Source organism: Rhodobium gokarnense, from assembly GCF_025961475.1.
In the GTDB taxonomy this organism is placed as follows: domain Bacteria; phylum Pseudomonadota; class Alphaproteobacteria; order Rhizobiales; family Rhodobiaceae; genus Rhodobium; species Rhodobium gokarnense.
In genome coordinates this window covers 254,544-267,611 of record NZ_JAOQNS010000005.1, presented here as the reverse complement: position 1 = coordinate 267,611, position 13,068 = coordinate 254,544, and the positions used below count along the sequence as shown (strand labels likewise).

Sequence of the window (13,068 nt, the reverse complement as noted above, 5' to 3'; positions counted from 1 at the left end):
CTGCGCCGGCCGCAGGGCGTCCGGGAGCGGCGCCGTCAGGAGGGGTAGCGTGAACGTCGTTTCTATCGACGGTCTTTCGGTCGCGTTCGAAGGCGCGGAGGGCCGCAAGACGGTCGTCGACGACGTTTCGCTCAGCGTCCCCCACAAGAAGACGGTGGCGCTGGTCGGCGAGTCCGGCTCCGGCAAGACCGTCATCTCCCAGGCCGTCATGGGCCTGCTTCCGAACAACGCCCGCATCACGGCGGGCTCTATTATCCTGCGCGAACCCGGCGCCGACGATGGCGGCGTCGACATCGCCGCGCTCGATCCGGCCGGCGCGAAGATGCGCGCGATCCGCGGCGATCGCATCGCCATCATCTTCCAGGAGCCGATGACCTCGCTGTCGCCGCTCCACACCATCGGCAACCAGATTTCCGAGGCGGTGCGCCTGCACCGCGGCCATTCCGGCCCGGAGGCCCGCGAGGTCACCCTGGAGATGCTGCGGCTGGTGCGGTTTCCGGATCCCGCCCGCGCCCTCGACACCTTCCCGTTCGAACTCTCCGGCGGTCTGCGCCAGCGGGCGATGATCGCCATGGCGCTGGTCTGCCGGCCGGCGCTGCTGATCGCCGACGAGCCGACGACGGCCCTCGACGTCACCATCCAGGCGGAGATCCTGAAGCTCATCCGCGAGATGCAGTCCGAACTGGACATGTCGGTGCTGATGATCACCCACGATTTCGGCGTCGTCGCCAACATGGCCGACGAGGTGGTGGTGATCTATCACGGCCGGATCATGGAGAGCGGCCCGGCCGAGGCGATGTTCCGCGATCCCCAGCACCCCTATCTGAAGGCGCTGCTCGCCGCCGTGCCCCGTTTCCAGATGGAGGCCGGCGAGCGGCTGGTGCCGATCCGTCCGATCTCCACCGACACCGATGTCAATCCGCCCGCCTGCTCCGACCGCCGCCACGTGGCGACCGGCGCGCCGCTGCTCGTCCTTGATGACGTGGAAAAGACCTTCCACTTGCGCAAGAGCGGCTGGCTGGGCGGCGAGCGCCGCATCATCCGCGCCCTCGACCGGGTCAGCCTCACCGTGCGCCGCGGCGAATGCCTCGGCCTCGTCGGCGAATCCGGCTCCGGCAAGACGACGACGGCCAAGGCCATCCTGCGCGGCATCGACATCGACGGCGGGTCGATCACCTACGACCGCGGCAACGGCATGGAGGACGTAATCGGCCTTGCCGGCGACGATCTGATGGACTACCGGCGCCGGGTCCAGCTCATCTTCCAGGACCCGTTCTCCTCGCTGAACCCGCGCATGACGGTCAACGAGTGCCTGTCGGAGCCGCTGCTGATCCACCGCGTGGGCACGCCGGCCGAGCGCGCCGAGCGGGTCCGCGAGCTGATGCGCATCGTTGGCCTCGACCCGCGCTTCCTGCGCCGCTATCCCCACTCCTTCTCCGGCGGCCAGCGCCAGCGCATCGGCATCGCACGGGCGCTCGCCCTGCAGCCGGAGCTGATCCTCTGCGACGAGCCGGTCTCGGCCCTCGACGTCTCGGTCCAGGCCCAGATCCTCAACCTGCTTGCCGACCTGAAGGCCGATCTCGGGCTCACCTATCTCTTCGTCAGCCACAACCTTGCCGTCGTCGACTACATCGCCGACCGCATCGCGGTCATGTGCAAGGGCCGGCTGGTCGAGGTCGCCGGCTGCCGGGCGGTCATCGACGATCCGATCCACCCCTACACCAAGGCCCTGCTCGCCGCCGTGCCGGAGCCGAGCCTCGACCATCTGCTCGATTTCTCCGAGCTGTCCGCCTCCCGCGCGTCCGATCCCGGCGCCTGGCCGGAGCCGTTCCGCGTCGAAGATGGCACCTATCCGGCGCTGGTGGAGATGCGCCCCGGCCACCTCGTTTGCGCGCCCGGCCTTGCCGGCGAGGGCGCCCTGAAGGAGGCCGTCTGATGGCTTTGGCAATGCGGGTCCGTGCCGCGATCGCCGCGGCGGCGCTTCTCCTCGGAAATGCCGCCGGACCGGCCGCCGCCCTTGACTATGTCGAGACGCCGACCCTTGCGCGCACCCATGGCGACATCGACCTGCCGCCGGTCTCCGAGCGCCTGCCCGACGTGCCCCTCATTGCCGATTTCGCCGCGACGAAAGAGACCCTCGGTCGCCATGGCGGCGACCTCGACACCATCATCGGCCGCGCCAAGGACATCCGCCTCATTAATGTCTGGGGCTATGCCCGCCTCGTCGGCTACGACACCAGCTTCGAGCTGGTACCCGACATCCTTCAGAGCGTCGACGTGGAGGAGGGGCGGATCTTCACCTTCCACCTCAGGCCCGGCCACAAATGGTCCGACGGCGCACCCTTCACGGCCGAGGATTTCCGCTTCTGGTGGGAGGACGTCGCCAACAACAAAAAGCTCAACCCGAACGGTCCGGCGACCTTCATGCGCGTCGACGATGAGTTGCCGACATTCGAGGTCATCGACGAGGTCACCGTCCGCTTCACCTGGAAGGGCGTCAACTCGGTGTTCCTGCCGACCCTTGCCCAGGCGAGGCCGCCCTTCATCTACCGCCCGGCCCATTACCTGAAGCAGTTCCACGTCCGCTATGCCGATCCGGAAGCGCTCGAAGAACTTGTCGAGAAGAACAATTCCCGCAACTGGGCGGCGCTCTTCAACGGCAAGGACGAGATGTACCGGGCCAACAATCCGGACCTGCCGAGCCTGCAGCCCTGGGTGCCGACCAAGGCGCCGTCCGAGCGCCGCTTCGTGATGATCCGCAACCCCTATTACCACCGGGTCGATCCGGCCGGCCGCCAGCTTCCCTATATCGACCGGGTGATTATTTCGGTCGCCAACGGCCGGCTGATCCCGGCCAAGGCCCAGGCCGGCGAATCCATGCTGCAGGCACGCGACCTCGCCTTTTCCGACATCACCGTCCTGAAGAGCGGCGAGAAGACTGCCGGCTACGACACCCGGCTCTGGCAGATCTCCAAGGGCGCCGAACTCGTCCTCTATCCGAACCTGACGGTGAAGGACCCGGTCTGGCGCAAGCTCAACCGCGACGTCCGGTTCCGGCGCGCCCTGTCGCTTGCCATCGACCGGCGGATGATCAACCGCGTGCTCTATTTCGGCTTTGCCACGGAGGGCAACAACACGGTGCTGCCGATGAGCCCGCTCTTCAAGGAGTACTACCAGACGGCCTGGGCCCATTACGATCCGGTGGTCGCCAACCAACTCCTCGACGAGATCGGCCTGACGGAGCGCCGCGGCGACGGCATCCGCCTCCTGCCCGACGGCCGGCCGCTGGAGATCATCGTGGAGACCGCCGGCGAGAGCCAGGCCGAGATCGACGCCCTGGAACTGGTCCGCGAGACCCTTGCCGACATCGGCGTCAAGATCTTCGTCAAGCCGTCCCAGCGCGACGTGGTCCGCAACCGCGCGCTCGCCGGCCAGCTCGTCATGGGCATTTCGTCCGGCTACGACAACGGCGTGCCGACCGCCGAGATGCCGCCCGTCGACTTCGCGCCGACCACGCTGGAATCCTTCAACTGGTCGGCCTGGGGCGCCTATCACGAGAGCCAGGGGAGGGAAGGCGAGGCGGTCGACTATGCGCCGGCCCGCGAGCTCATCGAAGAGTACGTCCTCTGGCGCCACTCGACCTCGCACGAGGAGCGCCGGGCGATCTGGGAGCGGATGCTGAAGATCCACGCCGACCAGGTTTTCAACATCGGCATCGTCACCATGGCGCGCCAGCCCGTCGTCGTCTCCGAGCGGCTCAGAAATGTGCCCGAGGAAGGGATTTACGGCTGGGATCCCGGCGCCCAGTATGGCATCCACCGCATGGACGCCTTCTGGATCGACGATGCCAAAAAGACCGCCGAGAGGGACTAGCCCGGAATGCTGAGTTACATCGTCCGTCGCATTCTGACGATGATCCCGACGCTCGCGGTCATCAGCCTTTTGACCTTCTTCATCATCGAACTGCCGCCCGGCGACTATCTCTCCAACCAGATCGCCCAACTGAAGGCCCTCGGCGAGGAGGCCTCCATCGCCAAGGTCGAATATCTGCGCGCCGAATTCGCCCTCGACCGGCCGTTCTTCGAGCGCTACCTGATCTGGATCGGCGCCTGGCCGGGACCGAACGGCTTCAACGGGCTCCTGGAGGGCAATTGGGGCTGGTCGTTCGAATACGACAAACCGGTCGCCGAGGTGGTCGGGCCGGCCCTGCCGCTGACCGTGGTGCTGAATTTCGCCACCGTCCTCTTCGTCTATATCGTCGCCTTTCCGATCGGCATCTATTCCGCGACGCGGCAATATAGCTGGGGCGACTACGGCTTTACCTTCCTCGGCTATATCGGCCTTGCGACGCCGAACTTCCTGCTCGGCCTGATCCTTCTCTATTTCTCCAACCGCTGGTTCGGGCTCTCCATCGGCGGGCTGATGGACCCGGCCTATATCGGCCAGCCCTGGAGCATGGGGAAAATCGGCTCGGTGCTGAGCCATCTGATCGTGCCGACCATCGTCATCGGCACGGCCGGCACTGCCGGCATGATCCGGAGATTGCGCGCCAACCTCCTCGACGAACTGCACAGGCAGTATGTGACGACGGCACGCGCCAAAGGCCTGTCGGAAAACCGGCTCCTGGTGAAATACCCGCTGCGGATGGCGATCAACCCGTTCATCGCCGACATCGGCAATCTGATCCCGTCGCTGGTCTCCGGCTCGGTCATCGTCTCCGTCGTCCTCAACCTGCCGACGGTCGGCCCGGTCCTACTTGATGCCCTGCGCTCCCAGGACCAGTTCCTCTCCGGCTTCATCCTGCTCTTCGTCGCAGTCCTGACGCTGGTCGGCATGCTGGTCTCCGACATCCTGCTCGGCATCCTCGACCCGCGCATCCGCTTCGGCGCGAAAGGACACTAGATGGGCGCGAAGGAGGGAACCGGAGGCCACTACGTCGACGCGGCGCCGTTCGACCCGCTGGTCGCAGAGGCGCTGACGCCGGAGCAGGAGAGGTTCTACCAGGCCTCCCAGTGGCGGATCATGTGGTGGAAATTCCGCCGCCACCGGGTCGCCGTCGCCTCGGCCTTCCTGCTCATCCTGTTCTATATGTCCGTGCCCTTCGCCGAGGCGATCGCGCCCTATCCGCCCCACCACCGCGACAACGACCACCTCTATGCGCCGCCGCAGATGGTGCATTTCTTTCACGACGGCAGCTTCGTCGGCCCCTTCGTCTACGGCACCAGGGCGCGGGTGAACCTGGAGCTCCTGAAATGGGACTACGACGTCGACCATGACGACGTGCAGCCCCTGCGCTTCTTCTGCTCCGGCGCGCCCTACCGGTTCTGGGACCTCGTCGAGGCACGGTTTCACCTGTTCTGCCCGGCGGAGGGCGGCACGGTCTATCTGCTCGGCACCGACCGGCTCGGCCGCGACATGTTCTCCGGCCTCGTCTACGGCGCCCGGCTGTCGCTCACCGTCGGTCTTATCGGCGTCGCCATCTCCATCGTCCTCGGCCTCATCATCGGCGGCATCGCCGGCTTCTTCGGCGGCCTCATCGATTCCGCCATCCAGCGCGTCATCGAGATCATGAACGCGCTGCCCGAACTGCCGCTCTGGATGGCGCTGTCGGCCGCGCTGCCGGTCACCTGGAGCCCGTTCTGGGTCTATGTCGGGATTACCGTCATCCTCGGCCTCCTCGACTGGCCGGGCCTTGCCCGCGCCGTGCGCTCCAAGCTCCTGGCTCTGCGCGAGGAGGAATACGCCAAGGCCGCGGTCTATATGGGCGCAAAACCCTCGCGCATCATCCGCCGGCACCTGCTGCCGGGCTTTTCCAGCCACATCATCGCCAGCGCGACGCTCTCCATCCCGAGCATGATCCTCGGCGAGACGGCGCTCTCCTATCTCGACCTCGGGCTCCGGCGTCCCGCAGTCTCCTGGGGTGTGCTCCTCAACGAGGCGCAGAACATCTCCGTCGTCACCATCTATCCCTGGCTGATGGCGCCTGTGCTGCCGGTGATCATCGTCGTGCTCGCCTTCAACTTCATGGGCGATGGTCTGCGCGACGCCGCCGATCCCTACAAGTGACGGCCGCAGCGCCCTATATCGCTGCCATCCCCACAGACAACGGACACCCAGAATGACGGCACGCTCCCACGGCCTTTCGCAAGGCATGCAGGACTATCTCCTCGCCAACGGCGTGCGCGAGCCGGAGATCGTCCGGCGCCTGCGCGAAGAAACCCTCAAGCTTGGAGAGGCAAGCTGGGCGAGCGCGCCCGAACAGGGCCAGTTCCTGTCGATGTTGGCGCTGATATCGGGCGCCCGCTCGTTCCTGGAAGTCGGCACCTTCACCGGCTACACGGCGCTGTGGATGGCGCTGACCATGCCCGACGACGCCGAAATCGTCACCCTCGATGTGGTCGATGAGTTCGCAGCCATAGGCCGCCCATACTGGCATGAGGCCGGCGTCGAAGCCCGCATCGACCTGCGCCTCGGCGATGCTTCCGACACTCTCAAGGCGCTGGCGGAGGAGGGGCGGTCGGAGAGTTTCGACATGGCCTATATCGACGCCAACAAGCAGAAATACCCCGCCTATTACGAATTGGTCCTCGGCCTCATCCGGCCCGGCGGCCTCATCGTCGCCGACAACATGTTCTGGGGCGGCTCGGTCGCCGATCCGGACGACCAGAAAAAATCCACCAACGGCATCCGCATGCTCGCAAAAACGGCCCACGACGACCCCCGCGTCGACGTCTCCATGCTGCCGCTGGGCGACGGCATGCTGCTGGTACGCAAGAAGGGGTGATTTCCCGGAGCATTTTTTGCTGGGGGAATAGCCACGAACTCTCCCGTCATCGCGAGGAGGCCGTAGGCCGACGCGGCGATCCAGAGCGACAGACTCCGTGCGTGCAGCTCTGGATTGCCGCGCTCGCTCCGCTCACTCGCAATGACGTTGAAAAATTACGGGAATCTCAACCGTCATTGCGAACGAAGCGAAGCAATCCAGACACTGCGTCGTCTACGGCAAATCCCATCCGCAGCCGTAAAGGTCGCCGGCGCAGGCCGTCTGCTCCGCACAAACGCGATGCCGCTTCCTCTCCCTCACCGTCGAAAACGACACGCTCCCGCTCGCCTAACACTCCGTCGTCACCCCGGCCCCCGAGCCGGGGCCTATTGCCCGTCTCAAGTCGGTATGTCGTCGGTTGACGGAACGGGGATGTGGCCTGGAAGCAGGTCGCGCCAAACCGTCGACGGGCTACCGCGCCGAAACGGGCATTAGGCCCCGGGTCTCCGCTTCGCTTCGCCCGGGGTGACGACGGAGGGTCGATGGGGCGGAGTCCCCCCTAGCGTCAAAGCCCGAAGAGCGTGTCCGTATCCGGCCAAGTCACCGCCGGGTGCCGCGCCGTCACCTCCAGGAAAACCTCCACGAACCGCCACAGCGCCGCGTCGTGGACGAGGTGATGGGTGAGGAGGCCGAAGGGTTCGGCGTCGCCGGCGATGCGTCGGTCGAGTTCGGCCGCGATCGTTGCCGCCGCGTCGTCCCAGCCGGCAAAGCTGCGGGTGGTCTTCCAGGCGACCGGATCGAGGTGGGTGTTGACCCGATGCGGCCGGCCGTCGGCCCTGGCGAAGGTGGACAGCCCGGTGAGCCCGACCTGCGGGATGCGGTCGGCGACATCGGCCGCGATGCGGTTCCAGGGCGGCACCAGCACCGGCCGGAACCGGTCGCCGAAGAGACCCGAGAGCCTCTCCCGTCCCCGCGCCAATTCGGCCAGCACCTTGTCCGCCGGCCGTCCGTTACCGAGTTCGGCGTTTTTCTCGCCCGCCGGCTGATGGTTCGCGTGCGCCCAGCCGTGCTGCAGGACGGCGACGGCCGGCTCCGAAGCGAGACGCTCGGCAAGCGCTTGCGTCGCGCCTTCGGGGATCACGGCGAGTGCCAGCGGAACGTCGAATCGGGCGCGCAAGGCCAGCAGCCGGTCTAGGGCGGGGGAGGGCGCGACGGCATCGTCGTCCCGCCACCAGAAGGACAGGCGCGTGCCGGTCTCCCCGGCCTTGTCGAGCCGGTCGGTCAGGATAGCGGCAAAGCTGGCTTCGTCCGTGCTCATCGCTTCTCCGCTTCGGCAATCAGGATATCCGCACTCCTCGCCGCCCCGCCGAGGTCGACGTCGAGCCGCGACGGCGGGCGGGATAGTGCCACATCGACGGCCGCGGCAAGGTTTTTGGGCGTCAAATCCTCCTCGGCCACCACTTCGGCGAGCCCACGCGCAGCAAGCAGTTCGGCGCGCTGGGTCTGCTCGGTCTCGCCGCCCGCCTTGAACGGCACGAAGACGCTGGGCACCCCGGCGACGAGGATGTCGATGGCCGTGTTGTAACCGGCCTGGCTGACCGACAGCCGCGCACGTTTCAAAAGTTCCGGGAAATCCGGCCGGGCACGTTCCACGACGATGCCATCGGGCGCACCGGCCGCCAGCTTTTCCAGCGTTTCCGCCCCGTGGCTGTGGCCGACGAGGAGCCGCCAGGTGGCGTCCCCCGCCCGTTGCGACAGCGCCCGCGCGCTGAGCGCGGCATCCAGAAGCTCGCCGCCGACGGCGCCGCCGCCGCAGGAGACGATGACCTCGTCGATGCCTTCGCCGGCGGGCGCCACGGCAGACCGTGCCTCGTGCACATAGCCTGTGTAGCGGACGAGAGGCGCGACCTCCCCGGCGAAGGGGAAGGAATCCTCCAGCCGGACGATCTCCCCGTCGGCATGGACGAGGATGAGGTCGTAGCGGTCGCGGGCGATCTCCGCCATGCGCTTTTCCTTCGCCGGGTCGTCCTTCCTGACGAGGATATCGCGGATCGAGGTGGCGATCAGCGGACGTCCTTCCGCGTGGGCGGCGTCGAGGAGCGGATCGAGTTCGAAGGCGAATTTCTTGCGGCCAAAAGGGTAGGTCTCGGTGAGGAGGATGTCCGGTCGGTGGTCGCGAAAGGTTGTCAGCAGCCGGTCGGCGCGCATCGCCTTCCAGGCCGCGTCGATGGGCGCGTCGTCGCCGCCGATTATGGTCTGGAAGCTGGCGTCGGCGGCCCGCGCATGGGGGAGTTCCATGACGGAGACGCCGTCGAGCGAGAGCGTCGGCGGCAGCGCGTTGCCGGTGACGAACAGGGTGTCGACGCCGCGCGCGCCGAGGGCACGGGCGATTGCCGCGGCGCGCACCGCATGGCCGGTGCCGAGAAGATGCTGGACGTAGATGAGGGCTTTCAAGATCGCCTCTTTGACTTCAACTGCGCGCCGCATGGTGGCGCCGGGCATGGGAGAGGAAGGTGTTGAGCGCCGGAACCGCCTGGGAGATGTCGTGGTTTTCGGCCGCATGGCGCGCCGCCGCCCGGCCCATCGCCTGTCGTTTTTCCGCATCGGCAAGCAGATCGTCAAGCGCGGCGGCGAAGGCATCGACGTCGCCGGGCGGCACGAGGAGGCCGGTGGCCCCGTCGGCGACAATGTCCGGAACGCCCCGCGCAGCGCCGGCAACGATCGCGAGCCCCGCCGCCTGGGCCTCCAAAAAAACCATGCCGAAGGGTTCGGTCACCGCCGGCCAGGCGAAGATGTCGCCACGCGCATAGAGCGCCGGCATGTCTTCCGGTTCGAGGCGCCCCGCATAGTCGGTGCGCGCCGGATCGAACAGCGGCAGCAGGGCGCCGCGCTCCGGTCCGTCGCCGGCAATGACATGGCGCCAGGGCCGGTGCGTCAAGCGCGCGAGCGCCTCCGCGAGCAGGCGATAGGAGTCCGCCTTGTTGCCGGGGCGCATCATGGCGGCGGTGACGATCACCGGCGGATCGTTCGGCGCCCGGTTGCCGGCGACGGCGGCAAAGGGCGCGGTGTCGAGGAAAGGCGGGATGATCTCCAGCCGGTCGCCGACGACGGGTCTGAGCCCCTCCGCGTCCGCCTCGTGCAGCGCGGCGACCGCATCGGCACGGGCGAGCGCGGCATCGGCGGCGGCAAAGCCGGAGGCCCAGGGGCCGCGCGCGCGCTTCATCGCTCGGCTCGCCTCGATCACCGCATAGGGGATGAAAAGGGCATCGGCGATGCGCGGTCCAATCCAGTCCGGTGCCTTGTGATAGAGGTGATAGGTGAGGAAGAGGTCGGGTTTTTCAGTGCTCTGGAAATGCGCGATGACCCGCGCCGCTTCCGCCGCGGCCTGTTCGGCAACGGCCTCAAGCTCTGCCGGCTCGCGCACCCAACTCCGGAACCGGCTCGCTAGAACGACCTCGTGCCCGGCCTCCTCGAGCGCGTGTATCAGGAGCCGCGCGATCAGCCGGTCGCCGGAGGGCGTGTCGTGGTCCGGCGGCTTCATCGGCGCATAGAAGGCGATCCGCACCGGACCTCACTCCGCCGCCGGCCGCTGGCGCTCTTGAAGGCCGAAGCGGCGGGCGAGGTGGTCGATGCCGGGCTCGGTGGAAAAGTGCTGCCGCACCCGCTCGCGCCCTGCTGCGGCAAGCGCCGCCCGCCGCGCCGGATCGTGCCCGAGGGCTTCTATCGCTGTGGCGAGCGCAACCGGATCGTGCTCCGGCGTCAACAGGCCCGTCTTGCCGTCGAGGATCAGCTCCGGGATCGCGGAGACGGCGGTGCCGATGGCCGCAACGCCCATGAGCTGCGCCTCCATCAGCACGTTCGGCAGCCCGTCCCGGTCGCCGGATTTGGTGATCCGGCTGGCGAGCACGAAGAGGTCGGCGTTCGCGGCCGCCGCGATCACCTCGGACCGTGGCTGCGCGCCTTTCCAGGTCACCCGGTCTCCAAGCCCGAGCTTCTCGCCGAGCGCCTTCAGCTTTGTCGACAGGGCGCCGCCGCCGATATGGGTGAACGTCCAGTGGAAATCGGCGGGCAGCCTTGAGAGGGCCTTCAGCAGGTCGTCATAGCCCTTCTTCTCTACCGCCCGGCCGACGGAGAGGATGCGCGCGGGTTTTGCCGCGCTGCCGTCACGGTCGGAGGGCGCCGGCGCATTGGCCGGAAAGCGGTCGAGGTCGAGGCCGTGATAGACGAGGTCGACCTTGCCCGGCCGGTCGGCAAGACGGTTCAGGAACTCCGCGTTGAACCGGGTGCAGGTGGCGCCCCAGTCGGCGCTGGCGATCTTTTCCGAAAGCTCCCATTCCTGAAGCGTCCAGATGTCCTTGGCGTGGGCGGAGAACGACCAGGGAAGGCCGCGGATCATCGCCGCATAGCGGGTGACGGAGGCCGGGGTGTGGAGGAAATGGCTGTGCAGGCGTGTGACGTCGACAGGCAGTTCGTGGGCGAGCACCAGCGCCTGGCCCCAGCGCCGGTGCCGGCTGGCGCTGCGGTCGCGCGCGAGGTCGCGCTCGAAAACGGCGCGCGCGGCGGCCGTTGTCGACAGGCCCTCGGCCCAGCGCCGCGCGGCCCGGACCCGCGCCGGATCGTCCTTCAGGTATTCGGGGAGATAGACGACGGGCGCCTCGATTTCCCGGTGGATGTCGTGCAGGTGCGGATCGGTCGGATGGCGCAGCGAGACGATGATCTGGTCGAGCCCGCGCTTTTCCAATTCGCGGATCTCTTGGGCGATGAAGGTCTCCGAAAGGCGCGGATAGCCCTTGAGGACGACGGCGACACGGGACATCGTTTTTCTCGCGAAAAAGGTCTAGCTGCCGGCGGCAACGAGCGGCACGGGCGCTGCGTCCGGTCCGGCCGCCGGGCTGGTTCGGCCCTCGCCAAGGATGTCCGCGACCCGCTGCGTGATCGTCAGATGGCCGTCGAGCAGCCCGGAAAAGCCCGCCGTGGAGGGTGGCGGCTGCTTCGGCAGGGCAACGAGCGCCTCGGTCATTAGCGGCACGTCCGGATAGTCGTCGATCGCCAGCACCTTGACGAGGCCGCACTCCTCGGCCTTGTCGGCGCGGATCGCCTGCTCGCGCCGCGGCACCACGCGCGGCACGATCAGCGTCGGCTTGTCGAAGGACAGGATCTCGCAGAAGGTGTTGTAGCCGCCCATGCCGACGATCGCCATTGCCTGGTCGAGATAGTCCTCGATGTTCGGCGTGAACTTGCGGATATGGACGTCGCGCAGATTGGCCGCGCGCTCCATGAAGGCGGCCTGGTGCTCCGGCGCCATGAACGGGCCGAGGAGGACAAGGGCCGGATAGAGCGGCTCGACCCGCGCCTCGTAGGTCCGCATCACCCAGTCGACAAGTTCCACGCCGTCGCCGCCGCCGCCCGGGGTGACGAGGACGAACGGATCGTCGCCGAACGGCATCGGCTCCGTCGTCGGCCGGTTGGTCGGCAGCGTGCGGCGCAGATAGCCGGTGAAGCAGACCTTGTCGAGGACCGTCGGCGGCAGGTCGAGACCGGCGAGCGGGTCGTGGATCTGCGGCAGGCCGTAGGTCCAGATCTCGTCGTAGAGATTCTCCAGCGCCGGCAGCACGTTCTTGCGCTGCCATTCCTCGCGCATGATGTCGGGGTCGTCGAGCACGTCGCGCAGGCCGAGGATCAGCCGCGTGCCGCGCTCTGCCAGCACCTGCAGCGTCGCCTCCACCTCGCCGTGCAGCCCGAGCGGCTCCTTGTCGACGATGAAGATGTCCGGATCGAACGCCTTGGCCGTCTGCTCGATGATCGAGGCGCGCATCGCCAGCGTCTGCTCGATGTCGATATGAAGGCCCAGCGAGGTGTATTCGCCGCTCCTCAGCTTGATGACGCCCGGAATGCGCACGAAGTCGACCCGGGCCCGGAAGTCGAAGCTGCCGATGATCGGCGAGCCGGACAGGATCAGCACGGAAAGGTCGGAGAACGCACCGACGAGGGCGTGCGCGATCGCCCGGCACCGCCTCAGATGCCCGAGGCCGAAGGTGTCGTGGCTGTAGATGAGAATCTTCTTCTGGTGCCGCGAAGGGGACGATACTTGCCGCATGACGCTCACAACGGTTCGGGTGGTGAGGATCCTTGGAGCGACGACGGTCTGTCGTGTCGCTGGTCAGCGCAGTATCGCGCGGGGATCGCCCAAGGGAGAGTGGGTCCGATCTGCTCCGGTGAATTTATCTGTTGCACCGTGTCGCATTCCTGCAATGTTGTAAAGCATCGACATGAACGTTTTGACGCAGGCATCAAGGCCGACGGGA

10 protein-coding genes are annotated in these 13,068 nt (G+C 67.3%); 5 read left to right on the top strand and 5 right to left on the bottom strand.

Features of this window, described 5'->3' with window-relative positions; all coding sequences use genetic code 11:
* The first annotated feature begins 49 nt into the window (after positions 1 to 49).
* From M2319_RS10935 to M2319_RS10915, 5 genes are read left to right on the top strand one after another with little or no spacing between them, the layout of a single operon-like run.
* Positions 50 to 1,936: an ABC transporter ATP-binding protein gene (locus M2319_RS10935; protein ID WP_264601492.1), complete on the top strand. Its 1,887-nt coding sequence runs from the start codon at positions 50 to 52 to the stop codon at positions 1,934 to 1,936.
* Positions 1,936 to 3,873, top strand: a complete 1,938-nt coding sequence (locus tag M2319_RS10930; RefSeq protein ID WP_264601491.1) for an ABC transporter substrate-binding protein — start codon at positions 1,936 to 1,938, stop codon at positions 3,871 to 3,873. The genes M2319_RS10935 and M2319_RS10930 overlap by 1 nt, the downstream gene beginning before the upstream one ends.
* A 6-nt stretch (positions 3,874 to 3,879) precedes the next feature.
* Complete coding sequence (locus M2319_RS10925; RefSeq protein ID WP_264601490.1) at positions 3,880 to 4,902, top strand: ABC transporter permease; 1,023 nt, start codon at positions 3,880 to 3,882, stop codon at positions 4,900 to 4,902.
* Entirely contained in the window at positions 4,903 to 6,066 is a 1,164-nt protein-coding gene (locus M2319_RS10920; protein ID WP_264601489.1) for an ABC transporter permease, read from the top strand.
* A 52-nt stretch (positions 6,067 to 6,118) separates the two neighbouring features.
* Entirely contained in the window at positions 6,119 to 6,784 is a 666-nt protein-coding gene (locus M2319_RS10915) for an O-methyltransferase (RefSeq protein WP_264601488.1), read from the top strand.
* A gap of 544 nt (positions 6,785 to 7,328) precedes the next feature.
* On the opposite strand, the gene M2319_RS10910 is transcribed toward M2319_RS10915, so the two are convergent.
* From M2319_RS10910 to M2319_RS10890, 5 genes are read right to left on the bottom strand one after another with little or no spacing between them, the layout of a single operon-like run.
* Positions 7,329 to 8,081 (bottom strand): polysaccharide deacetylase family protein, encoded by a 753-nt coding sequence (locus M2319_RS10910; protein WP_264601487.1) that lies wholly within the window; start codon positions 8,079 to 8,081, stop codon positions 7,329 to 7,331.
* The gene (locus tag M2319_RS10905) at positions 8,078 to 9,217 is read right to left on the bottom strand and encodes a glycosyltransferase family protein (protein WP_264601486.1); all 1,140 of its coding nucleotides are present in this window, start codon (positions 9,215 to 9,217) and stop codon (positions 8,078 to 8,080) included. The genes M2319_RS10910 and M2319_RS10905 overlap by 4 nt, the downstream gene beginning before the upstream one ends.
* A 16-nt stretch (positions 9,218 to 9,233) precedes the next feature.
* Positions 9,234 to 10,328, bottom strand: coding sequence for a glycosyltransferase family 4 protein (locus tag M2319_RS10900; RefSeq protein WP_264601485.1), 1,095 nt, complete (start codon positions 10,326 to 10,328; stop codon positions 9,234 to 9,236).
* Positions 10,329 to 10,334: 6 nt separating this feature from the next.
* Complete coding sequence (locus M2319_RS10895) at positions 10,335 to 11,579, bottom strand: glycosyltransferase (RefSeq protein ID WP_264601484.1); 1,245 nt, start codon at positions 11,577 to 11,579, stop codon at positions 10,335 to 10,337.
* Between the two features lie 21 nt (positions 11,580 to 11,600).
* Positions 11,601 to 12,860: a glycosyltransferase family protein gene (locus M2319_RS10890; protein ID WP_264601483.1), complete on the bottom strand. Its 1,260-nt coding sequence runs from the start codon at positions 12,858 to 12,860 to the stop codon at positions 11,601 to 11,603.
* Positions 12,861 to 13,068 lie beyond the last annotated feature (208 nt).

Excerpts from the sequence above, each read along its gene's own strand:
- M2319_RS10930 (WP_264601491.1), top strand. The coding sequence starts at position 1,936 with ATGGCTTTGGCAATGCGGGTCCGTGCCGCGATCGCCGCGGCGGCGCTT.
- M2319_RS10890 (WP_264601483.1), bottom strand. The coding sequence starts at position 12,860 with ATGCGGCAAGTATCGTCCCCTTCGCGGCACCAGAAGAAGATTCTCATC.
- M2319_RS10925 (WP_264601490.1), top strand. The coding sequence starts at position 3,880 with ATGCTGAGTTACATCGTCCGTCGCATTCTGACGATGATCCCGACGCTC.
- M2319_RS10895 (WP_264601484.1), bottom strand. The coding sequence starts at position 11,579 with ATGTCCCGTGTCGCCGTCGTCCTCAAGGGCTATCCGCGCCTTTCGGAG.
- M2319_RS10910 (WP_264601487.1), bottom strand. The coding sequence starts at position 8,081 with ATGAGCACGGACGAAGCCAGCTTTGCCGCTATCCTGACCGACCGGCTC.
- M2319_RS10915 (WP_264601488.1), top strand. The coding sequence starts at position 6,119 with ATGACGGCACGCTCCCACGGCCTTTCGCAAGGCATGCAGGACTATCTC.
- M2319_RS10920 (WP_264601489.1), top strand. The coding sequence starts at position 4,903 with ATGGGCGCGAAGGAGGGAACCGGAGGCCACTACGTCGACGCGGCGCCG.